The 22,098-nt window shown below is 61.7% G+C and carries 23 protein-coding genes and 1 tRNA gene; 7 read left to right on the forward strand and 17 right to left on the reverse strand.

Annotated elements, in window-relative coordinates; genetic code table 11:
• Positions 1-2 precede the first annotated feature (2 nt).
• Positions 3-1,367 (reverse strand): sugar ABC transporter permease, encoded by a 1,365-nt coding sequence (locus NKH67_RS01050; protein WP_352471127.1) that lies wholly within the window; start codon positions 1,365-1,367, stop codon positions 3-5.
• 141 nt (positions 1,368-1,508) lie between these two features.
• On the reverse strand, positions 1,509-2,549 hold the full coding sequence (xylF, locus tag NKH67_RS01055) for a D-xylose ABC transporter substrate-binding protein (protein WP_352471128.1): 1,041 nt from the start codon (positions 2,547-2,549) through the stop codon (positions 1,509-1,511).
• Between the two features lie 286 nt (positions 2,550-2,835).
• Here xylF and NKH67_RS01060 point away from each other — a divergent pair, with 286 nt between their 5' ends.
• The gene (locus NKH67_RS01060) at positions 2,836-4,080 is read left to right on the forward strand and encodes an ROK family protein (RefSeq protein WP_352471129.1); all 1,245 of its coding nucleotides are present in this window, start codon (positions 2,836-2,838) and stop codon (positions 4,078-4,080) included.
• A gap of 9 nt (positions 4,081-4,089) precedes the next feature.
• Here the strand turns inward: NKH67_RS01060 and phoB are convergent, their stop codons facing one another.
• From phoB to pstS, 6 genes are read right to left on the reverse strand one after another with little or no spacing between them, the layout of a single operon-like run.
• Complete coding sequence (phoB, locus tag NKH67_RS01065; RefSeq protein ID WP_031212149.1) at positions 4,090-4,779, reverse strand: phosphate regulon transcriptional regulator PhoB; 690 nt, start codon at positions 4,777-4,779, stop codon at positions 4,090-4,092.
• Positions 4,780-4,795: 16 nt separating this feature from the next.
• Entirely contained in the window at positions 4,796-5,503 is a 708-nt protein-coding gene (gene phoU / locus NKH67_RS01070; RefSeq protein WP_023678534.1) for a phosphate signaling complex protein PhoU, read from the reverse strand.
• A gap of 32 nt (positions 5,504-5,535) precedes the next feature.
• Positions 5,536-6,339, reverse strand: coding sequence for a phosphate ABC transporter ATP-binding protein PstB (pstB, locus tag NKH67_RS01075; protein WP_352451144.1), 804 nt, complete (start codon positions 6,337-6,339; stop codon positions 5,536-5,538).
• Positions 6,336-7,187: a phosphate ABC transporter permease PstA gene (gene pstA / locus NKH67_RS01080; protein WP_352471130.1), complete on the reverse strand. Its 852-nt coding sequence runs from the start codon at positions 7,185-7,187 to the stop codon at positions 6,336-6,338. Before pstA ends, pstB begins: the two co-directional genes overlap by 4 nt.
• Positions 7,188-7,190: 3 nt before the next feature.
• Positions 7,191-8,180: a phosphate ABC transporter permease subunit PstC gene (gene pstC, locus NKH67_RS01085; protein ID WP_352471131.1), complete on the reverse strand. Its 990-nt coding sequence runs from the start codon at positions 8,178-8,180 to the stop codon at positions 7,191-7,193.
• 59 nt (positions 8,181-8,239) lie between these two features.
• Positions 8,240-9,301, reverse strand: a complete 1,062-nt coding sequence (pstS, locus tag NKH67_RS01090; RefSeq protein WP_352471132.1) for a phosphate ABC transporter substrate-binding protein PstS — start codon at positions 9,299-9,301, stop codon at positions 8,240-8,242.
• Positions 9,302-9,953: 652 nt separating this feature from the next.
• On the opposite strand from pstS, the gene NKH67_RS01095 reads away from it, so the two are divergent.
• Positions 9,954-10,307, forward strand: coding sequence for a hypothetical protein (locus NKH67_RS01095; RefSeq protein ID WP_352471133.1), 354 nt, complete (start codon positions 9,954-9,956; stop codon positions 10,305-10,307).
• Between the two features lie 83 nt (positions 10,308-10,390).
• On the opposite strand, the gene NKH67_RS01100 is transcribed toward NKH67_RS01095, so the two are convergent.
• Positions 10,391-11,362 carry a DUF2865 domain-containing protein gene (locus NKH67_RS01100; protein ID WP_352500773.1) on the reverse strand — a complete coding sequence of 324 codons (972 nt, stop codon included), beginning with the start codon at positions 11,360-11,362 and terminating at the stop codon, positions 10,391-10,393.
• A 333-nt stretch (positions 11,363-11,695) separates the two neighbouring features.
• On the opposite strand from NKH67_RS01100, the gene NKH67_RS01105 reads away from it, so the two are divergent.
• A complete protein-coding gene (locus NKH67_RS01105; RefSeq protein WP_352471135.1) occupies positions 11,696-11,911 on the forward strand; it encodes a hypothetical protein in 216 nt (71 codons plus the stop codon).
• 137 nt (positions 11,912-12,048) lie between these two features.
• Here the strand turns inward: NKH67_RS01105 and tolA are convergent, their stop codons facing one another.
• The 4 genes from tolA to NKH67_RS01125 form a co-directional block, all read right to left on the reverse strand.
• The gene (gene tolA / locus NKH67_RS01110) at positions 12,049-12,453 is read right to left on the reverse strand and encodes a cell envelope integrity protein TolA (RefSeq protein WP_352471136.1); all 405 of its coding nucleotides are present in this window, start codon (positions 12,451-12,453) and stop codon (positions 12,049-12,051) included.
• Between the two features lie 364 nt (positions 12,454-12,817).
• The gene (locus tag NKH67_RS01115) at positions 12,818-13,684 is read right to left on the reverse strand and encodes a glutathione S-transferase family protein (protein WP_352471137.1); all 867 of its coding nucleotides are present in this window, start codon (positions 13,682-13,684) and stop codon (positions 12,818-12,820) included.
• A gap of 27 nt (positions 13,685-13,711) precedes the next feature.
• The gene (locus tag NKH67_RS01120; RefSeq protein ID WP_352471138.1) at positions 13,712-14,293 is read right to left on the reverse strand and encodes a VOC family protein; all 582 of its coding nucleotides are present in this window, start codon (positions 14,291-14,293) and stop codon (positions 13,712-13,714) included.
• A 421-nt stretch (positions 14,294-14,714) separates the two neighbouring features.
• Positions 14,715-15,155: an SRPBCC family protein gene (locus NKH67_RS01125; RefSeq protein WP_008873905.1), complete on the reverse strand. Its 441-nt coding sequence runs from the start codon at positions 15,153-15,155 to the stop codon at positions 14,715-14,717.
• A gap of 115 nt (positions 15,156-15,270) precedes the next feature.
• Here NKH67_RS01125 and NKH67_RS01130 point away from each other — a divergent pair, with 115 nt between their 5' ends.
• Complete coding sequence (locus NKH67_RS01130; RefSeq protein ID WP_352471139.1) at positions 15,271-16,338, forward strand: adenylate/guanylate cyclase domain-containing protein; 1,068 nt, start codon at positions 15,271-15,273, stop codon at positions 16,336-16,338.
• A gap of 509 nt (positions 16,339-16,847) precedes the next feature.
• Here the strand turns inward: NKH67_RS01130 and NKH67_RS01135 are convergent.
• The 3 genes from NKH67_RS01135 to NKH67_RS01145 form a co-directional block, all read right to left on the reverse strand.
• Positions 16,848-16,922: transfer RNA gene (locus tag NKH67_RS01135), tRNA-Glu, on the reverse strand.
• Between the two features lie 90 nt (positions 16,923-17,012).
• Positions 17,013-17,420, reverse strand: a complete 408-nt coding sequence (locus tag NKH67_RS01140) for a VOC family protein (RefSeq protein WP_352471140.1) — start codon at positions 17,418-17,420, stop codon at positions 17,013-17,015.
• The gene (locus NKH67_RS01145) at positions 17,417-17,800 is read right to left on the reverse strand and encodes a fimbrial protein (protein ID WP_352471141.1); all 384 of its coding nucleotides are present in this window, start codon (positions 17,798-17,800) and stop codon (positions 17,417-17,419) included. The genes NKH67_RS01140 and NKH67_RS01145 overlap by 4 nt, the downstream gene beginning before the upstream one ends.
• A 26-nt stretch (positions 17,801-17,826) precedes the next feature.
• Here NKH67_RS01145 and NKH67_RS01150 point away from each other — a divergent pair, with 26 nt between their 5' ends.
• From NKH67_RS01150 to NKH67_RS01160, 3 genes are all read left to right on the forward strand, one after another.
• Complete coding sequence (locus tag NKH67_RS01150) at positions 17,827-18,867, forward strand: RluA family pseudouridine synthase (protein WP_352471142.1); 1,041 nt, start codon at positions 17,827-17,829, stop codon at positions 18,865-18,867.
• A 187-nt stretch (positions 18,868-19,054) separates the two neighbouring features.
• Complete coding sequence (rpoH, locus tag NKH67_RS01155) at positions 19,055-19,966, forward strand: RNA polymerase sigma factor RpoH (protein WP_023678514.1); 912 nt, start codon at positions 19,055-19,057, stop codon at positions 19,964-19,966.
• Between the two features lie 434 nt (positions 19,967-20,400).
• Positions 20,401-20,913: a hypothetical protein gene (locus NKH67_RS01160; RefSeq protein ID WP_352685958.1), complete on the forward strand. Its 513-nt coding sequence runs from the start codon at positions 20,401-20,403 to the stop codon at positions 20,911-20,913.
• Positions 20,914-21,095: 182 nt separating this feature from the next.
• Here the strand turns inward: NKH67_RS01160 and NKH67_RS01165 are convergent, their stop codons facing one another.
• Positions 21,096-21,968: an MBL fold metallo-hydrolase gene (locus NKH67_RS01165; RefSeq protein WP_352471144.1), complete on the reverse strand. Its 873-nt coding sequence runs from the start codon at positions 21,966-21,968 to the stop codon at positions 21,096-21,098.
• Positions 21,969-22,098: the final 130 nt, after the last annotated feature.

Genomic DNA, 22,098 nt, shown 5'->3' on the forward strand with positions numbered 1-22,098 from the left:
CCCTAAACGCGTTTGCGATAGACGGTATCGAGCCACACCGCGAGCACCAGCACGGCGCCGACAACGATGCTCTGCAGCGGTGAATCGATGCCGAGCAGCACCATGCCGGACTGCAGCGACTGCATCAAAAGCGCGCCGAGCATGGCGCCGAGCACTGTGCCGGAGCCGCCGGCGAGCGACGTGCCGCCGATCACCGCCGCCGCGATGACCAGCAGCTCGTCCAACGTGCCCAGCGCATTGGTCGACGAGTTCTGCCTGGCTGACGAGATCGCCGCGGCGATCGTCGCCAGCACGCCCATGATCATGAACACCTTCATGGTCACCCAGCGCGTGTTGATACCGGCAAGGTTGGCTGCTTCCGGATTGCCGCCGATGGCGAAGACATAGCGGCCGAAACGGGTACGCTTGGCGATGAAGGTCATGATCAGCCCTACGGCTACAGCCATCAGCACGGGTATGGCGATGCCATGGGCGATGAACAGCCCGCCTTCGGGAACCGTTATATTGTTGGCCGCCGCATATCTGTTCACGATGCCGACCGGCCAAGGATAGGAATTGGCAAGCCATATGGCGCCCATGATGACAGCGCAGGTGAGGACACCGAGGAACGTCTCGGCCCAGATCGGGCGCAACGGAAAGCGGAACCGCTTGCGCTGCACCCGCCCGTTGAGCAGCATGAACACAACCGCCAGGCACGCGACAATTCCGACGATCCAGCTCCATCGCGCGCCGATCGAACCCGCCGGCCCACCGCCCATCAGCTGGAAAGTGGCATCAAGCGGCGCAATCGTCTGACCGCTGGCGACCCACCATGCGGCACCCCGCCAGACCAGAAGGCCGCCCAGCGTCACGATGAAGGCCGGCACCTCGAGATAAGCGATGATGTATCCCTGGAACGCTCCGATCAGAAGGCCAAGCGCCAGGCCGATGGCCAGTGCCAGGATCCAGATCCAGGGATTGCCTAATTGCAGACCGATCATTCGCACCAGGAAATGCACCTGCGCAAAGCCCATGACCACGCCGATCAGGCCTTCGGCGGAACCGACCGACAGGTCGATATTGCGCATGACGATAACCAGCACCATTCCGGCGGCCATTATGGCCACGGCGGAAGTCTGCACCGACAGGTTCCAGAGATTGCGTGGCGTCAGGAAGGTCCGGCTGTCGAAGTCGAACGGATTGACGCCGAGCCGTACGCTGGAAACGACATGCAGGCCGACCCAGATGACCAGCAGCGCGCCGACCATGCCGAGCATGCGCGTGTCGAGTTCGGTTGCCTTGAGAAATCGGGCAACGATGCCGAGCTCGGATTCCCGTGCCCGGTCTGCCGTGTTGTCGACCGGCGTGTTGGACGTCGTGTCGGTCATGATGTTTCTCCCGCCGGGTTGCCGTCTGTCGCGGATGCCGGAAGCAGCCTAGAAGTTATCCGCCGGAAGCGGAAAAACAACTCTTGTTGAAAAACGCCGCGGCGAGCGGCCGCGGCGTTCGGACTTCTCGGAAACGTCGGCTCAGTTGCAGACTGCAACAGTGCCAGCCGTCACGCCGGCGCAGACCTCTTCTTTCTTGATCCAGCCGGCGTCGATGACGACGTTGAGGTTGTCCTTGGTGATGGCGACCGGGGTCAGGAACAGCGACTTGACGGCATTGCCGCCGGGCGTGGTGAAATCCTTCACGCCGGCAATGTCGGTCATCTGCTTGCCGTCGGCCAGTTGCGAGGCGATCTCGGCGGCATTCTTGCCGAGCTCGCGCGCATCCTTCCACACCGACACGGTCTGTGTGCCGAGCGCGATGCGGTTCAGCGCGGCGTGGTCGCCGTCCTGGCCCGAAACCGGAACCGATCCGGCCAGCCCTTGCGCTGTCAGCGCGGCGACGACGCCGCCGGCAGTGCCGTCATTAGCGGCGACCACGGCATCGACCTTGTTGTCGTTCGCGGTCAGGAACTGTTCCATGTTCTTCTGAGCGTTGGCCGGCAGCCAGCCGTCGGTATAGGCCTCGCCAACATTCTTGATCTTGCCGCTGTCTATTGCCGCCTTCAGCACCTCCATCGAACCGGCAAACAGGAAATCGGCATTCGGATCGGAACCCGAACCCTTGATGAAGACGTAGTTGCCTTCCGGCTTCACCTTGAAGACTTCCCGGGCCTGCATGCGGCCGACTTCCTTGTTGTCGAAGGTCAGGTAAAAGACGTCCTTGTTCTCGATCAGCCGGTCGTAGCCGACAACCGGAATACCTTCGTCCAGCGCCTTTTGCACGGCCGGCCCGATGGCCGAGGCGTCCTGCGCCAGGATGATCAGTGCGTTGGCGCCCTGCGAGATCAGGCTCTCGACGTCGGTGAGCTGCTTGCCGGGGTTGGACTGTGCGTCGGCGGAAATATACTTGTCGCCTGCGGCCTCGATGGCCGCCTTCATTGCGGCCTCGTCGGTCTTCCAGCGCTCTTCCTGGAAGTTCGACCAGGAAACGCCGATGACCTTGTCTTTAGCCTGCGCCACCGACGCCAGCGCCAGCGTCATGGCGACACCCGCCAGAATGGCGGTCGTGAATTTCTTCATCATATCCTCCCTGCGCCGCGTACGGCGTGACCAATTGGCTCAAAGACCAGCTTAGAAGCTCTAATTTTTTCGAGCCTCGAAAAAATACTGGCCCGATCTCCGGCTGCTGTCAACATCGATTCTGATGGATTTTGATGACTCTGCGAGTTTTTTCGAGCGTCGGAATAAACGATGACAGCGCCACCTGCATCTGACACTATTTGCCTGCATCCGACACTATTTGTCGGACATTACCGACGGCTTCCGGTTCATGAGCGGCCGCGGCAACCGGGAGGAAAGCAAAACAATGTCGGTCGGAATCCGCCATGACGATTTGCGCCGGCGCAACCGGGCGATGGTGATCTCGGCGGTGCGCCGGGCCGGCCAGCCATCGCGTACTGAGATCGCAGCTACCACCGGCCTCAGTCATTCGACCATATCGGCGATCTCTTCCGACCTGATACGGGAAGGCATCCTCGCCGAGAGCAAGGCAAGTGAGCCCGTTTCGTTGAAACGCGGTCGTCCGCAGGTCGGCCTCGCCCTCAATCCGGAAGCGGCGGCGGTGCTGACCGTGGTGTTGTCGCTGAATTTCCTGTCGGCCGCCATTATCGACTATACGGGACAGGTGGTCGCCGAGGAACAGCGCCGGCTGGACACGCTGACCATGCCGCGCGACGAGCTGATCCGTGAATGCATGGCCATCGTCCGGCGCCGGCTGCAGGATCCAGATCTTGACGTCCGCAGTGTCGCCCGCATCGCCCTGGCGATTCAGGGCATTGCCGACTCCCCTGCACGCGCCATGCTGTGGTCGCCGATCACGCCGCAGACCGACATCGCCTTTGCCGACATGCTGGAGGACGAATTCGGCATCCCGGCAACGGTGGAGAACGACTGCAACATGATGGCGGTGGCTTTGCGCTGGCGCAATCCGGATCGCTATCGCGACGACTTCATCGCCATCCTGCTTTCGCATGGCATCGGCATGGGGCTGGTGCTGAAGGGCGAACTGTTCACCGGGACGCATTCCTCGGGCGGCGAATTTGGCCACATGATCCATCGTCCGGGCGGCGCGCTCTGCCGTTGCGGGCGGCGCGGCTGCATCGAGGCGTATGCCGGCAACTACGCCATCTGGCGCAACGCCAGGCAGATGAGCGAAGACAGCGAACCGGTCGCCGACGTCAGCGACGCCGACATGCGAGCACTGGCGGCCCGGGCGCGCGAGAAAGATGGGCCGGAACGCGAGGCCTACCGCAAGGCCGGCGAAGCGCTGGGTTTCGGTCTCGGCTCGCTGTTCGCGCTGATCGATCCGGCACCGGTCGCGATGGTCGGCGCCAGTGCCGCCGCCTTCGATCTGATCGAGCCGGCCTTGCGGAAGGCAATCGCCCAGACCGCCGGCGGCCAGCATTCAGGCTCGATCTCCTTCGATACAGAGCCGAACGAATTGCCGCTGATCCGCGAAGGCTGCGCGATGCGGGCGTTAAGCTTCGTCGACCAGGAGATTTTCGCGCCGGGCGCGCAAATGAGGCCCAGCGTCAGAAAGAACGTAGCCTGACCAGGCGGGTCAATCTTCCCTGATCGCATAGCCGGCACCGCGGATGGTGCGGATGACATCCGGCATCCGGCCGTTGTTGACGGCTTTGCGCAGCCGCCCGACATGCACGTCGACGGTGCGTTCGTCGATGTAGATTGTCTCGCCCCAGACATTATCGAGTAACTGGCTGCGCGAGAAGACACGGCCCGGATGCCGCATCATGAACTCGAGCAGCCGGAATTCGGTCGGCCCGAGCCTGATTTCGCTCTTCTTGCGATAGACCCTGTGCGATTCGCGATCGAGCACGATGTCGCCGACCTTCAGCACGCTGGACAGCACTTCCGGCTTGGCGCGCCGCAGCAGCGCCTTGACCCTGGCCATGAATTCCGGTGTCGAAAACGGCTTGACCAGATAGTCGTCGGCGCCGGTCGAAAGACCGCGCACCCGGTCGCTCTCCTCGCCGCGCGCGGTCAGCATGATGATCGGCAGCCGCTCGGTTTCGGGGCGCACCCGCAACCGACGACAGAGCTCGATGCCGGAAACCGCTGGTATCATCCAGTCGAGCACCAAAAGGTCGGGCACATTCTCCTGCAAACGGATCTCGGCTTCGTCGCCGCGTGTCACCACCTCGACCTGGTAGCCTTCGGATTCGAGATTGTAGCGGAGCAGCACACCCAACGGCTCCTCGTCCTCCACCACCATTATGCGTGGTGCGATCATCGGCTGGGCACCCCCATCATGTCACCGGTGCGGACATTGTCGTTTCGTCCTGCTTCGGACGATTGACCGGCAATTGCTCGCCGGTCAGCACATAATACGCATTTTCGGCGATGTTGGTGACATGGTCGCCGATCCGCTCCAGATTCTTGGCGCAGAACAGCAGGTGCGTGCAAGCGGTGATGTTGCGCGGATCTTCCATCATGTAGGTCAACAGCTCGCGGAACACGGACGTGTATTTAACGTCGATGCGCTCGTCGGCGGCACGAAGCTTGGCCAACGCGGCCGCATCGCCTGCAGCATATTCCTCGATGACACCCTGCACCTGGATGAGAACCAACTGCGCCATCGCGTCGATGGAATGCGACAGGTCCCGCGGCGTGGCGCTGAGGCCGACCGCACTCACGCGCTTGGCGATATTCTTGGCAAGGTCGCCGATGCGTTCGAGGTCGCCCGCCATGCGGATCGCTCCGACCACATGGCGAAGATCGTGGGCCATCGGCTGGCGTTTGGCGATCAGGGTGATGGCGCGGTCGTCCAGTTCGCGTTGACGCGCATCCATGATGGCGTCGTCGGAAACGACGCGTTGCGCCAGCACGTTGTCGGAATTCAACAGGGCCTTGGTCGCCCCGCCGACCATCGAACCGGCGAGGTCGGCCATGTCGCGGATCAGCTTGCTGATCTGCTCGAGATCCTCGTCGAAAGAAGCGACTGTGTGTTCGCCCATGGTCCTGTCCTCATATGCATGATCGGAACGGCTCAGCCGAAGCGGCCAGTGATGTAGTCCTGCGTGCGCTTCTCGCGGGGCGACGTGAATATCTTCTCGGTCCGGTCGAACTCGACCAGTTCACCCAGATACATGAAGGCGGTCTGGCGCGACACGCGCGCCGCCTGCTGCATGTTGTGGGTGACGATGACGATCGTGTAGTCGGCTTGCAACTCGTCGATCAGTTCCTCGATCTTGGCGGTCGACAGCGGGTCGAGGGCCGAAGCCGGTTCGTCGAGCAGAATGACTTCCGGCTTCACGGCCACCGTGCGGGCGATACAGAGCCGCTGCTGCTGGCCGCCGGACAGGCTCAAGCCGCTGGCGTTGAGCTTGTCCTTGACCTCGCTCCACAGCGCGGCGCGCTTCAACGCCTGTTCGACGCGGCCGTCCATCTCGGACTTGCCGAGGTTCTCGTAGAGCCTGACGCCGAAGGCGATGTTCTCGTAGATCGACATCGGGAACGGCGTCGGCTTCTGGAACACCATGCCGATCTTGGTCCTGAGGAGGTTGAGATCCTGCGACCGGTCGAGAATGTTCTTGCCGTCGAGCAGCACCTGGCCCTCGGCCGTCTGTTTTGGGTAGAGCTCATAGATGCGGTTGAACACACGCAGCAGCGTCGATTTCCCGCAGCCCGAAGGGCCGATGAAGGCCGTGACACTGCGCTCAGGCAGCGACAGGCTGATGTCCTTCAGCGCCTTGCTCTGGCCGTAGTAGAAGTTGAGGTTCTTGACCTCGATCTTCGTCTTCTCGGCGACCGTTTCGGCCATCGTCATGTCTGGGGACAACATCTGTGTCATCTGTCCTCTCTGCGTCCGGTAAGGCTGCGGGCGAGGATGCTCAAGCCCAGAACCGTCAGGGTGATTATGAGTGCGCCGGTCCACGCCAGTTGCTGCCATTCCTCGTAAGGGCTGAGAGCGAACTGGAAGATGGTCACCGGCAGGCTGGCCATCGGCGCGTTGATATTGCTGCTCCAGAACTGGTTGTTGAGCGCGGTGAAGAGCAGCGGCGCCGTCTCGCCGGAAATGCGTGCTATCGCCAGCAATATGCCGGTGACGATGCCGGACAATGCGGCGCGGTAGGCGACCGAACGGATCACCACCCAGCGCGGCGCGCCGATCGCGGCACCGGCTTCACGCAACGCGTTCGGCACCAGGTTGAGCATGTCTTCAGTGGTGCGCACGACCACCGGAATGACCAGGATGGCAAGCGCAACGGCGCCGGCAATGGCCGAGAAATGCCCCATTGGCCGTACCATCAGCTCATAGACAAACAAGCCGATGATGATCGACGGCGCCGACAACAGGATGTCGTTGATGAAGCGGACGACGGTGGTGATGCGCGAAAAGCGTCCATACTCGGCCATGTAGGTTCCCGCCAGCACGCCGACCGGCGTGCCGACGACAACGGCGATGATCGTCATCAGCAGGCTGCCCGCGATGGCATTGAGCAGGCCGCCGGCCTCGCCCGGTGGTGGCGTCATCTCGGTGAAGACCGCGAGCGAAAGCCCGGCTGTGCCCTTATAGACCAACGCGCCGAGAATGAGCGCCAGCCAGGCAAGCCCGATGCCGGCGGCGACGACGCAAAGCGCCATCATCACCGAATTCCTGGCTTTGCGGCGGCTGTGGAGCGATGAGGATGTCGACATCGGTCAGGCTCCCGTACGGGCGTCGATCCGCATCAGCATATAGCGGGCGGCGGCGAGGATCAGGAAGGTGATGACGAAGAGGATCAGGCCGAGCGAAACCAGCGAGGAGGTGTAGAGGTCGCCGTCGGCCTCGGTGAATTCATTGGCGATGGTCGCCGAGATCGTCGTGCCCGGCGCGAACAGGGAGGCACTGATGCGATGTGCGTTGCCGATGACGAAAGTCACCGCCATGGTTTCGCCGAGTGCCCGGCCGAGGCCAAGCATGACGCCGCCCATGATACCGATGCGGGTATAGGGAATGACCACGCGCCGGGTCACTTCCCAGGTCGTGCAACCGATGCCATAGGCCGATTCCTTCAGCACCGCCGGCACCGTATCGAAGACGTCCTTGGTGATCGAGGTGATGAAGGGCAGCACCATGATGGCGAGAATCAGCGCCGAGGTCAGAAGGCCGATGCCGTAAGGAGGGCCGGCGAAAAGGCTGGATAGTCCCGGCACGCCGTGGAAGATGTTGATGATGAAGGGCTGTATCGTCGTCTGCAGGAACGGCGCGAACACGAACAGGCCCCAGATGCCGTAGATGATCGAAGGAATGCCGGCCAACAGCTCGACCGCTATGCCGATAGGACGCCTGAGCGGGCGCGGGCAGAGCTCGGTGAGAAAGATTGCAATGCCGATGCCGATCGGAACCGCGATCACGATGGCAATGGCCGCCGTCACCAGCGTGCCGTAGATCGGCGCCAGTGCGCCAAATTTTTCCGTAACGGGATTCCAGCTCTCAGTCGTCAGGAAAGAAAAACCGAACGACGACAGCGCCTGCCATGAGCCGGCAAACAGCGAGATCGCGACACCGCCGAGGATGACCAGCACAAGGATTGCGGAAGCGCGGGTGAGTCCGCGAAATATGGCATCTGTGAGTGCGAAGCGCCGCACCGTAGCTTCCCTGGCCCGGGCTGCTGCAGATGATGGCACGGCATCGGAAGCGATGGTCATTGGGTCCTCGCGATTAAAGGCAACAGGGAGGGCGCCATCGACGCCCTCCCTGGAGGAGATTACATAGCCGAGTAGAGCGGCTTGCCGTCGTCGCCGACGACTTCCTTGGCCCACATGGCCTTGACGCTCTCAACCACCTTGTCGGGCATCGGAACGTAGTCCAGCTCGCCGGCCATCTCGTCGCCCTTGTCGTATGCCCAGGCGAAGAATTTGAGCGCTTCGCCGGTGGTCGCGGCATCATCCGGCTTCTTGTAGAGCAGGATCCACGTTGCCGCCGTCATCGGCCAGGACTCGGCGCCCGGCTCGTTGGCGAGGATGACGCCATAGCCCGGCTGCGAGCTCCAGTCGGCATTGGCCGCTGCCGCCGAGAACGCCGCCGCGGTGGGCTCGATCTTCTTGCCGTCCTTGTTGATCATATCGGTGTGGATGAGCTTGTTCTGCTTGGCGTAGGCATATTCGACATAACCGATCGCGCCGCCGGTCTGGGAGACATTGTTGGCAACGCCCTCATTGCCCTTGGCGCCGATGCCGACCGGCCATTCCACGGCCTTGTCGACGCCGACCTTTTCTTTCCAGTCCGCGCTGACGTCGCCGAGGTAATAGGTGAAGTTGAACGTCGTGCCCGAACCATCGGAACGGTGAACGACCGCGATCGCCTGCGAAGGCAGCTTGACGTCGGGATTGAGCTTCTTGATCGCCTCGTCATCCCAGCTCGTGATCTTGCCGAGGAAGATGTCGGCCAGCGTCGGGCCGTCGAGAACCAACTCGCCCGGCTTGATGCCTTCGAGATTGACGACGGGAACGATGCCGCCCATCACCATCGGGAACTGAGCCAGTCCGGACGCTTCAAGCTCGTCGCCCTTGAGCGGCGCATCCGAAGCGCCGAAGGTAACGGTCTTGGCCTTGATCTGCTTGATGCCGCCGCCGGAACCGATCGACTGGTAGTTAAGGCCAACGCCGGTGTCTTTCTTGTAGGTGTCGGCCCACTTCGCATAGATCGGGTAGGGGAAGGTGGCGCCGGCGCCGGAGATGTCCGCGGCGAGCGCGGCGGACAGGGTGAGGGTGGTCGTCGCCGCAGCCATTGCAATCGCAACGGCCGCCGAGCGGATGAAATGTCTCATGTGGCCTGCTCCTGTTCGGAATATGGTCTCTCGGCGCCATTCCTCCGGCGCCCGCTGAGGCCAATAGCCCCCGATTATTACAGTCGCATGACAGTTTCATGTCGCTCCGGTAACGACGTCCAGCCGGGTTAAGAAGGAGCGGCCGCGGGCTTTTGTCGGCATGGGCCGCGGTTTGCCGCTGGAATCAGCAGCTTGCGTGAATTCCGGCCGGAATCGTCTGCTCGGCGATCGCAGCCACCGGCTTTAAAAGAAAAAGCCGGACGGGAGCGCGTTGCATGCAGCCAGAACGTGTCATGGCCGCGCCATCGCCGAAACAGGTCCGTTGGGGTAAATCTGACCCTGTTTCTTGCCGGCGGTCGCTGCTCCCGCCCGTAACTGGAGGAGCGGAACTTCGAATATCCCATTGTCGCCACTGAGCGCGGCTTTGGTATGGTGCGATCGCACCATGGCCTTACGCTGGAAGCGTTGACGAATCGCAAGGTTCTAACTCGCGCTGGACCTCCATCCGCGCCCGACCCGGCGCTCGATCTTCGAGCAACGCCTTCCACTGGAAGTGCGACGACTCTACTTCACGGTATCTACTCCCTTCGCCCTATTCCGCCGGTTGTCGGTTAGGCCGAAGCAGCGTTATAAGCTTGCAGGGGTATTGCTGATGTCTCGACGGATTCTGCCTGTCTTCCTGTGCCTGGCGCTGCCTCTGGGAAGCGGCTGCGCGCGCAGCTATGACGGCACCGTCATCATTCCCAAGCCGCTCGATGTTCGCCGTTTCTGGGACAGGCCTTCGCCGCAGGCGCAAGCCGAACAGTCGCAACTGGAGACCGACGTCTTTCCAGTGGCGCCGCAACCGCCGAAAGGGCCGGCGGTGCGCAGGAGCGCGGCTTCCGTTGCAACGCCTCGGAGGAGGGTCACCAACAACCCGCCCATGCTGTCGCCGGAGCCGACGAAGCCGCTAACTTGCAAGAATGTCAGCGAGCCCGGCAAACGGGCCCGCATGGTCTGCGAATAACCAGCCGACGTCGGTCGATGCGCACGGCTCCAGGCCTTGAAGCGGCTATCCGGCCAGCCGTCTCGGAACATCGCCCGCCTTGGTCAGTCCGCCGGGAAAAAGGCCGGCCCGACCACTCTCACCGGCCGCGCGCCGATCGCTTTCTCGATCGACTGATGCTGGGCAGCCCCCTGCACTTCGGCAGCCTGCGTTTTTGCCTCTGCCGGAGCGGCACCGGCGGTTTCGATCCCGGATTCAGGAATTTCCGCGACGACGCCAAGATCCGGCTTTGCGGTCGGCAACGGAATGATGGCGTTGCTCATGTTGGCCGGTGTCACGGTTCGTGCCCTGAGTTCGGCAACGCGCTGGTAATAGCGCTTGACGTCACAGGCCTTGAAGTTCGCGTCGTCGCGGTACCGGAACGCGGCAGGTAGCTCCACATAGGGTTTTCCCGACTCGAGCGCGACCATCTCCTCGGTCTCGCGAGTGGCATCGCTCAGCGTATAGAGGTCGACGCCGGTATCGTCGCAGATGTAGCGACACTGATCGACCGTTTCCTTCTGATCGTCGCTCTTGGCGAACTGCGATTTTGGCGCGGGGAAGAAATATCCGTCCGACAAGCGAACGCAAAACAGCATCCGATTGCCGCCAATTGTTGTGCCTGCGGACTGGGCCTTGGGTGCCGTGCGTTGCTGCGCCGGCTGTTTCTTGGCAGCGGGGGCGGCGCAGCCCAGCGCGACAAACCTGGCCTTCAGTCCGGACGTGTCCCTGCTCGAATTCGACAGTCTGGCGATCTGCCGTTGCACCTCCGCCTTGCTGCTGACTAGGTCGGCGCAGGGATTGAAGAAGAAGCCGGCGGTTTTCGCCGTGCATCTGCGTTGTCTCTCAAGCTTTTGAATCGCGGCGAGTTGCCGGCGCAGTTGGGCAAGCTCGGGGCTGGTCCCGCCGCTGCGCCCCGCCGAAAGCAATTGGCTCCTGATGGCACCGCAGCTATCCGCATAGGAGAAGGATGTGCCGAGCGCAACGGCTATTGCCGACACCAGCATCAGAATCGTGAGGGGCCAGAAGCGTGTCATTGGAACGACCATTATCCTTGTTGCACCGAGAACAGGATTTCTTTGTCGACTATGGATAAGTACTAGCTAAATCAGTTTTTCCTAATTGAAGTAGATCAAACCGCCACCAAAGACTTTAGCTCTAGTGTATTAGATCCCCTCGTGTAAATTCAATATTACATTTTTATTTCAAGATTGAGACGAACCGGCAGCAACGCCGGCGGACGCCCGCCACGGCGAAGTTTGATACGCGCGGCGGGTTCGGCATCGCGATCAATCCGGCGTTACCGGCCGGCCGTCGCTGAAACCTTAGCCCTGGGATCGGCGTTGAGCGGCCAAAGGAGGAGACCGCAAATGTCGATCCACTTCACTGTCGCGGACCTGACCAGGAATCTGTTCCATTCACTTTGGTTGGACCATGAACGCGCACCGAGGCCACTCGACCACGAGCAGAGGCTTTTGCTGGAGTGCTATCTCGCCGGCCAGATACCGGAATCGGCTTGGAGCGACTATGTCTTCGAGATGCCGGAACTGGCGCGACATGTCGAGGCGAGACGAAGGCGCCACTAAAGCGCATCGCGGTCGACCGGGCCTCATGCGACGCGCTTAGGTTCTTGTCTAATGCATGTCGTTGTCGCAAAACCGCTGCACACTTTTGCGCGACATGCATTAGGTCCCGAAAAGTGGAATCCGGTTGTCTGAAAAGATCAAGGCGAAGCCTTCACTCGCGGTGCAGCCTGTTCTTGTTTGGGCGAGTTGAATTGCAGAGTGAATACCTTGCCCGGGATGCCTTCAGCCAGCGCCGGTGAAAAGCTCAACGGCAGGCAATGGTCCACGGCCGCGACCGCCGCGTCGACAAAAGCTTGGCGCGTCTTCTCCTCGCCGGCGACGCGGATGGCGGTCGGCTTGGGCCGGCCGATCAGCGTGCCATCGCGCCTGAAGCTGAAGCTCAGGGTGACGGTGGAATTCCCGGCATTCGCCGGAGGGGTCCAGCACGCCTGGATGGCAGCCCCGACCTCGGGCATGGTGTTGAGCGTCGCTGCATTCGATTGACCGGCTGCACCCGCCAGCATGGCGCCTGCAATCACCATCATTCCAGCAATGCTTTTCATGACAGGGCCTTTGTCCTTGAACCGCCATCGAGGACGGGACTACTTCGATGGTAGGGCCCACATCGGCGATGGCAAGATGCCGGCAACGCGCTTCATCAGCCATTCGGGCGTCGTGAAGCGCCGTCAGCCGCAAACTTCGGCAGGGCTGCAATAAGCAAAGGCCGGCGAGCAGCCGACCTTTGCTTTCCATCCGCGCCAGTACATCCGTGGTCGCAAGCTGGAGGTGGATACCAGTAGAAAGGGTTTCGGTTAACGAAACCTTAAGCTCCCCACATCGTGCAAACAGGGGAGAGTAAGAAAGAATTACCTCAGATCACTACCGGCTCCCGCAGAACGTGCGGACGATCGCCGGCCTGCACGTGCCTCAGGCGTTGGCCTGCGACCGCACATAGGCGATATAGCCGCGCACGTCGCCGGCCGGCTCGGCATAGGCCTTGCCGAGCTTCTTCTCGATCGCCGCCATATAGTCTTTTGCCCATTGGGGCAGCGCATAGTCGATGACGGCGAGGAATTCGAGCGTCGCCGCCAGACGGATGTCGGCGATCGACGGGTTCTTGCCGCCGATGAACGGCTTGCCGTTCCTGAAGAAGCTGTGAAACACCTCCAGCGGCTCGGCTATCGCTTCTATAGCGGCCTTCTGGGCTTCCGACTTCTTGTCGGGATGAGCGTCGCTGTGGCCGACCTCGCCGGCATATTGCGGGAAATTCAGCACAGGATATGTGGCGCGCGCCACATAGGGGTAGAGCGTGCCGATCAGGTAGAACATGGCGCTGTCGATCATTGCCCGCTTGGCCGGCGCCTTGGGATATAATTTCTCCAGCCCGTGCTTGTTGGCGAGATACTGCATGATGGCGCAGCTTTCCCACAAGACACCTCTCGGCAGGCCCTTGTCCTCGATCATCGGCGTAAGATGGGCCGGGTTTCGCGCCATGTATTCGGGCGAGCGCGTGAGACCCCATACGTCGGTCTCGGAATGATCGAGCCCGGCGGCGCGTGCAAACACCCGAACGCTCATATTGTTGACGCTGGGCTTCAGCATGCTGAGCGAGAGCGCGGGCTTTTTCGCCGGTTTCGCCTTGGCCTTCGGCGCCAGCTTCTTGGCGGAGACCTTGGCCGCCGGCTTTGCCACTTTCGCCGCTGACTTGCCGGCGGCTTTGGCCGCCGGCTTCGCTCCTGGCCTGGCTGCCTTGGCCGCGGGCTTCGTGGCACTCTTGGTTGCTGTCTTCGCCATTGTATCCTCCCTTTGTTCGGCGTGTCGTCAATATGGATTTTTCGGTGCGCGATCCTCCGACAACGTCGTGCGAGAGCGCTCGACAAGCGCCTGGATCGCATCGGCAAGGTGCATTTCGGCGATGTTGTAGTCGCCGCGCGCGACGCGGATCTTGTGCGCCTGCATCAGCACGTCGGCATGGGTGAAGCCCGCCGGCGGTTCGAAACGGTAGGAGGCGAGTTCGATCAGCAGGCCGAGCGGATCCTCGAAATAGATCGAGTCCATGAAGCCGCGATCCTTGACGCCGCTGTGCTTGATGGCGCGCTCGTCGAGCCGGGCAACCGCCTGCAGAAAGGTGACGCGCGACACCGCGAAAGCGATATGATGGACGCAGCCCGTGTCGGTCGGCGTGCGCCGCTTGACCGGCGTGCGGCTTTCGTCGGTGAAGACGGTGATCAGCCGGCCGTCGCCCGGATCGAAATAGAGATGGCTTTCGCTTGCCTTATCGAGATTGGGCTGCTCGAAGATGAAAGGCATGCCGAGCACGCCCTCCCAGAAATCGATGGAAGTCTGGCGCCCGGCCCCGACCAGCGTGATGTGATGAACGCCTTGCGATTGCAGCTTTTGCATCTGACTCCTCCCGGCCACGCCGTCTTGCCGCCGAACGGAAGTTCGGATGCCCAGTTGCGCTTGGATCGGCGCCCGGCATGTGACCGCGCCCGGCCTCGCTCGCCTGCGCTCCGCATTCCGCATCCTGCAGGAGTGCGGCCGGAGCTTTGATGAACGGATGCTAATTCAATCCGAGGCGTTGCGCCAGAAGCGCTGAGTTTCAAGAACTCCACGCAGGCGCCAAGAGCGGCACCGGGATCGCGGACGCCTTCGCCGAGCTCGCTGGAACGATCCGTCGCCGGCAGCTGTAATGGTGCGGCGGCCCGCAGGTCGCTGGTTTCCCGAGCGCGGCCGGTTTGGCGACGGCAGGTCAAAAGGGGGCCTCGTTGACGCATGCCGCGCCTGGTTCGGATTACGGGCATCCGCAGCCCTTAGATGAAAATCACATATTCTTCATCGGCACGTCGGGATCGACATGTCCCCCATCGGCAGTGATCTTCAGCCTTGAGAGGTAGTGCTCCCATCCCCTTCGGTGGCTGTCACGCTCCTTTGCGTTCGGCAGTCCGCTATGCGTGAAGCGGATCAGTGTCCCCGCATCCCTCGCGATCAGGTCGATCTCGACATGACTGGAGCCGGGCGGCACGGTCTCGTTGTCTTCCCAGCCAAAACTGTAGGCAAGACGGTGGACCGGGATCACCTCGGTGAACTCACCGCGCGCCATATGGCGACCACCGACATTGACGAGGAACAGACCGCCCGGCGTTGCATCCAAATTCGCTTCGGTCCCGATCCATCGCACAATCTGGTCCGGATCCGTCAAAAGCGCGAACACGGTCGCTTGTGGCGCCGCGACCTCAATCTCTGTGTAAACCGATTCCGCCATCGCTCACTCCAGGTCACATCCGCAGCGAATACCTGCATGATTGAAGCGAATGTGGGGAGTTGCAAGAAGATGTTCGAGGCGTAAGCATAAGCCGGTGCCGAGTGACCTTCTACCCATGCGTCTCGCAAAGTCGCTTTCATTCCTTCTGGACGACGCCGCGCATATTGGCGACGGTGGGCGACTTCTATTGCAGCTCTCAACGCATTTGATTGAAGACGGCTTGCCGATCATCGCCGGCGCGCTGGCGCAGGATGCTCCCGACCCGATTATCTCACGCCGCATCTGGCTCTGGCGAGCGCCTGGGGGTGAAGTGGTCGAGGCTTTGGGGATAGGCGCCGACCGCCAGAATGCCGATCCCCGGCTCGTGCTGCGGGAGTGGCTTGGCACGACGCGGGCGATCGTGTTCGACGAGCGAGCGGGCGGTGTCGCACCGACTTTAGTATGGGCGTTCGATCATACTCCGGATGAGGCGCAGTCAGAGCTGCTGCGGCAAATCTCCCGGTTTGCTGCGGCTCCGATGACCGCACTCGCAGAACGGTCCGCGAAACGCGCATTGCTCGAAGCATATTTGGGAAAGCGCAGTGCAGCACATGTGCTCAACGGTCATTCTCGTCGAGTAAAGGGAGAGACGATACGGGCTGCGCTTCTGTGCGCGGACCTTCGAGGTTTCACCGATCTGTCCGAGGTTCATGATGCAGACGAGATCGTATTGGTACTTGATGCCTGGTTCGATTGCGTCGCCGGCGCGGTGCACGCATTTGGTGGTGAGGTTCTCAAGTTTATAGGTGATGGCGTCCTCGCGATTTTCCCGATTGGCGAGCGAGATGCAAATGCCGCATGTGACGCTGCGGTACGCGCCGTCAAGGCCACGCGCGCCGGGATAGATCATCTCAACCAAACTCGGCGCCGCAATGGCGGCCCTGAGCTCGGATATGGCATTGGCCTGCATGTCGGCGAGATACTCTGGGGGAATATCGGCACTGCCGGCAGGTTGGACTTCACCGCGATCGGCAAGGCTGTAAATCTTGTCAGCCGCATCGAAGGGCTGTGCAAGCCTTTGGGACGGACGGTGCTCGCGTCGACAGTGTTCGAGGCAGAAACTACCGAGCCGATGATCGCCATGGGCAGTCATCCGCTCGGAGGAATAGCAGGCGCGCAAACACTTTTCGGCTTGCCGGAATAGATCGAATGGTTGAGCCCGCCGTGAATGTGTCGTTCGCAGCATATCTTGGTATCGTGCGAAGCCATGACTGAGAGAAATTCGAACGGCAAAGAAGCTACGATACTGCAACTGGAGTATGGCGCGTTTAGAGCCCAGCCATGCGCGTCGCGCAGCTTCGCTGGCCGGTGCTAAGGGCCTTCCCGGCATCCACCCTTCGAGGGAGAGGCGCCTTCGCCGAGTTCGCCAAAACGATCCGGCGCCGGCAGCTGCAGCTCAGGTCGGCTCCAGGCGGTGCCGACCGGCGTGATGGACGCCTTGCGATTGTAGTTTCTGTATCTGGCTCCTCCCCGCGTGGCATTGACTGCCCTGTTCAGCGCGACGTTCTGCGCGCCGCTAACGCTGTGCCTCAAGACCCACGATGCAATGCTAATGCAATCGGCTCCGCTGCACCAGAAGCGGCAATGAGCCAAATCCGCCGCGACCCGAGGCGATGGATCGGATTGATGGTTTGCCGAGAGCTTGGAGAGACTTGGTACGCCCAAGGGGAATCGAACCCCTGTTCCCGCCGTGAGAGGGCGGTGTCCTGACCGCTAGACGATGGGCGCGTTCAAGAACCGGCGATATAGGCTGACGGCTGGCAAAAAGCAACTAGGCTTAAGGCTGCCGATCGCGCCGGTGAAGTATCCGCTGCAAGCCTAGCGTTTTGGCTCGATCAGGTCCCAGAGATTTCCATAAAGATCGGCGAAAACCGCCACAGTGCCATAGGTCTCGTGCCGGGGCGCCTCACGGAATTCGACGCCCTTTTCGAGCATCAGCGCATGGTCACGGGCAAAATCGTCGGTTTCGAGGAACAAAAAGACCCGCCCGCCGGTCTGGTTGCCGACGGCGTCCCTTTGCGCATCGTCGGATGCTTCGGCCAGAAGCAGGCGCGCGCCTTGCCCTTTGCCCGGCGTGATCGTGACCCAGCGTTTGCCGCCGCCGAGATCGACATCTTCGGTGAGAACAAAACCCAGCTGGTCGACATACCACGAGATCGCCTCGTCATAATTTGCGACGATAAGCGCGACCGTGGCAATGCTGCGGTGTTCGGCAAAACCGGTCATTTGTTCCTGATCGAAAAATGGCCAACGATGCGGCGCTCGGTGATGTCATAGACGAAGATGGCGCGGCTGCCGTCGGGCAGCTCTGCGTCGATCGACAGGTGATTGCCGGACAGCGATTGGCTGATCACCCTGGCGCCGACCGGCAGCACGATGTCGCCGTTGACCGTCTCGCCGATCGGCACCTGGATGTCGCTGCCTAGCGGAGGGGCGGCAGGCGGCGCGTTGCGCGCTTTGTAGACAAGTGCCGCGATCACCACCATAAGGGCGAGGAACAGCAGGCCGAGATTGATGGCGACGAAGCGGACGAGCTTCCTCCGCACCTTTTCGACCTCGGGGTCGAGCGGCTTTTCCTCGTCTTCGTCGGCAAGCGGCCGGGCCATGGCAGCAGATTCCGGAACTGTTTTCGATGAGCGCTCATAACGAAGTGGTCAGACAATTAATAGGGGCCGGACCGATCGTCCTGGAGGCGGGCGCTGATGCGGCCGGCCAGCGGCTCGACCAATGGCTGGCGGCCAGGCTCGGCCCCGATATGTCGCGCAGCCGGGTACAGATGCTGATAAAGCAGGGCGCCGTCAGGATCGGCGGCAAGCCAGCCAGCGAAACGAAGCGCAAGATGGCACAAGGTGACAGCGTGTCGGTTGATATGCCGGAGCCGGAACCGGCGGCGCCGCAAGGCGAAGATATTGCGTTGGACGTCCTCTATGAGGACAGCGAGCTGATCGTCATCAACAAGCCGGCCGGGCTGGTCGTGCATCCCGGCGCCGGCAACTGGACCGGCACGCTGGTCAACGCGCTGATCCATCATTGCGGCGACAGCCTGTCTGGCATCGGCGGGGTGAGACGGCCGGGCATCGTCCATCGCCTCGATAAGGAGACCAGCGGCGTCATGGTCGTCGCCAAGACCGATCGCGCCCACAAGGCGTTGTCGGAGGCCTTTGCCGACCACGGCCTGACCGGCGATCTCGAGCGCGCCTATCTGGCGTTGGTCTGGGGCATACCGGCAAGGCCGACCGGGACGGTCGACGCGCCGCTCGGCCGCGCCGCCGACCGGGTACGCCGCGCCGTGGTGCCGCAAGGCCGCGACGATGCCCGCCACGCCGTCACGCATTTCACCGTCGTTGAGCGCTTTGGCGAGCAGCAGCAGGAATTCGCCACGGCGAGCCTGGTCGAATGCCGACTGGAAACCGGTCGCACTCACCAGATACGCGTCCACATGGCCCATATCGGCCATCCGGTGATTGGCGACCCCGAATACGGCCAGGCTTTCCGCACCAAGGCCAATCGGTTGCCCGAGCCGCTAAGAAGCGAGGTAAAGGCGTTTCCGCGACAAGCTTTGCACGCCCGCCTCCTTGCATTTCGCCATCCCGATACCCATCTAACGATGAGGTTCGAAGCACCGATACCGTGGGACATGGAGGAACTCGTCGACGGCTTCCGCAAGCTCTGAACCAACCACCTGAAAACCTGACCGGCGTTGTTCACTTCAACGTGACACACTGTTTCGTGTTGAACAAATGCCTGTCTTTCTGGTTTTGTTCCTATATATGTCGGTTGGCGCGAATGTGCCTTTGGCATTCGCGCCACATGCCCGCCGCGTTTCGGGGGCATCACTCCAATAGAGAGGGGGCGCTATCATGGCCCAGTCATTACCCAGTATCGTTTCCGGCGAAGGCGGTCTCAGCCGCTACCTGGAAGAAATCCGCCGCTTTCCGATGCTTCAGCCGCAGGAAGAGTACATGCTCGCCAAGCGCTATGCCGAGCATGAGGACACCACAGCTGCGCACAAGCTCGTCACCAGCCACCTTCGGCTCGTCGCCAAGATCGCCATGGGCTATCGCGGCTATGGCCTGCCGATCGGCGAGGTGATCTCGGAAGGCAATGTCGGCCTGATGCAGGCCGTCAAGAAATTCGAACCGGAGCGCGGCTTCCGTCTCGCCACCTATGCGATGTGGTGGATCAAGGCCTCGATCCAGGAATACATCCTGCGCTCGTGGAGCCTGGTCAAGATGGGCACCACCGCCAACCAGAAGCGCCTGTTCTTCAACCTGCGCAAGGTGAAGGGCAAGATCCAGGCGCTCGACGAAGGCGATTTGAAGCCCGATCAGATCACCGAGATTGCCACCCGGCTGAACGTCTCGGAAGCGGAAGTCGTGTCGATGAACCGCCGCCTGTCGGGCGACGCCTCGCTCAATGCGCCCATCCGGGCCAGTGAAGGCGAGTCCGGCGAATGGCAGGACTGGCTGGTCGACGACCACGAAAGCCAGGAAGAGATGCTGATCGAGCAGGACGAGCTGGAAAACCGGCGCGGCATGCTGTCGGGCGCTCTTGCCGTGCTCAACGACCGCGAACGCCGCATCTTCGAGGCGCGCCGCCTCGCCGATGAGCCGTTGACGCTTGAAGAGCTGTCGGCCGAGTTCGATATCAGCCGCGAGCGCGTGCGCCAGATCGAGGTGCGCGCCTTCGAGAAGGTGCAGGACGCGGTCAAGGCCGCAGCCAAGCGCCAGACGCAGGCGCTGCGCACCATCGAGGCGCAGCCGGCGGCGTAAGGCCTTCCGGTAGAAACAAATAACGGCGGCGTCAGGTAACTGGCGCCGCCGTTTTTTTCTAAAGCGCGTCGCGTTCGGGCCGGCCTTGTGCGACGCGCTTTAGATTCTTGTTTTTATGCATGTCGTTATCGCAAAACCGCTGCACACTTTTGCGCGACATGCATTAGCGGGTTGCCGGTTCCGCGGCGCCTTCGCGGATGTCCGATCCGTCGCCCTAACTGCTCAGTAGCCTTGCCAGGCGTCCCCAGACGATCTCATTGATAGCGGCATTGTCGCAATTTTCCCCAAGCCCTGAAAACCGCAAGGCTGCAAGCTGTGGCGGCAATGTTGCGGCGCCGACCGCGGCATTCCACAACCCGGCGCTTGCGGCAGGCGGGCGCGACAACGGTCCGTCGGGCAGTTGAGTTCGTCTATTGGAAACGAAAGGCAGTGTGATGATGACGATTTCTCCGTTTCTGGCCGCCCTCGGATCCGACGGTCCGCCAGCCGATCGAGCGAAAGACATGGCCCTGTATGGATGGCTAATTGGAAGCTGGGAGATGGACTCGGTCCACTACCTCGACGACGGCACAATCCAGAAATGGGATGGCGAATGCCATTTTGGCTGGGTGCTCGATGGCCGCGCGATTCAGGACGTTTGGATCAGGCCCAAGCGCCCTGCTCCGTCCGCGATGTATGGCACAACCTTGCGCATCTTCGACCCTGGGATCGATGGCTGGCATATCATATGGAACGACCCGCTCAACCGGGATCACTCGCGCCAGATCGGGCGGGCCGAGGGTAAGGACATTATCCAGCTCGGCAATGACTCGCGCGGTCTGCAAACTCGATGGCGTTTCACCGAGATCACTGCCACCAGCTTCCATTGGATCGGCGAGGAAAGATCTTCCGAGAGCGATCCTTGGCAAATCACGTATGAACATTTAGCCCGCCGAACAAAACCCTGACGCTCGACTGGCTGGCGTCTGCGCTGCTCCTCATCCGGCTGCCGCCACCGTCGTCCCGCATAGACCTATCGGATTCAAACATCGCAAAAATCGAATCAGGATCAATAGCTTGGATGACCATCGCAGAACGATGAGGGCGGCGCCGAGTCTGAATGGCATTGTAGTGCCAGCGACCCATCCTCTCACAGGCAATCGAGCGGAAACTTCAGATAGCGCTGCCCGTTGGATTCCGGTTCCGGCAGGCGTCCGCCATTCATATTGACCTGCAGCGCGTGCAGGATCAGCCGCGGCATCGGCAACGTCCTGTCGCGGGCTTGGCGGAGCGCGACGAAGTCGGCTTCCGTCTTGCAGCCGGCAACATGGATGTTGCCGGCTTTCTGCTCCGCGACCGTGCTTTCCCACCGCGCTTCGCGACCGCCCGGCTGGTAGTCGTGACCGACGAACAGACGTGTCTCGTCCGGCAGCGCCAGGATGTCCTCGATCGAACGCCAGAGCCGCTCGGCACTGCCGCCCGGAAAGTCTGTCCTTGCGGTGCCGCTGTCCGGCATGAACAGCGTGTCGTGGATGAAGGCGGCGTCGCCAATGACGTAAGTGATCGAGGCCAGTGTGTGGCCCGGCGAGAACAGCACTCTTGCCGCAATGCCGCCGACCGAAAAAGTTGCGCCGTTGGCGAACAGCCTGTCCCATTGCGAACCGTCGGCGGGGAATTCCGGCCAGTTGTAGATCACCTTCCACAATTTCTGGACGTCGATGACCTTCTCGCCGATTGCCGTCGGCGCTCCGGTTCTCCCCCTCAGATAATGGGCGGCGGAGAAATGATCCGCATGCGGATGCGTGTCGAGGATCCACTCGACCTCCAGCCCGCTTTCCCTGACGAAGTCGAGCAGGGCGTCGGCGTTTTTCGTTGCCGTTGCACCGGACCTTTCGTCGAAGTCGAGCACCGGATCGATGATGGCGCATTTGCGGGTCGCCATGTCGGCGACCACATACTGGACGGACCCGCTCGGCTTGTCATAGAAGCCGGTGACCTGCGACCTGGCCGATAATGCGTCCAATCCAGCCTCCTTCGCCCCTCACCACGGCAGGAAGGATTTTCTCTGCCACGGCAAATTAAAGGCATGGTTGTCCGTCAACCAGGCATCGTCAAGCACCCCATGCTCACACGGCCAGGAAAACCGAAAACTC

It is taken from the genome of Mesorhizobium sp. M0968 (assembly GCF_040319065.1).
Classification (GTDB): domain Bacteria; phylum Pseudomonadota; class Alphaproteobacteria; order Rhizobiales; family Rhizobiaceae; genus Mesorhizobium.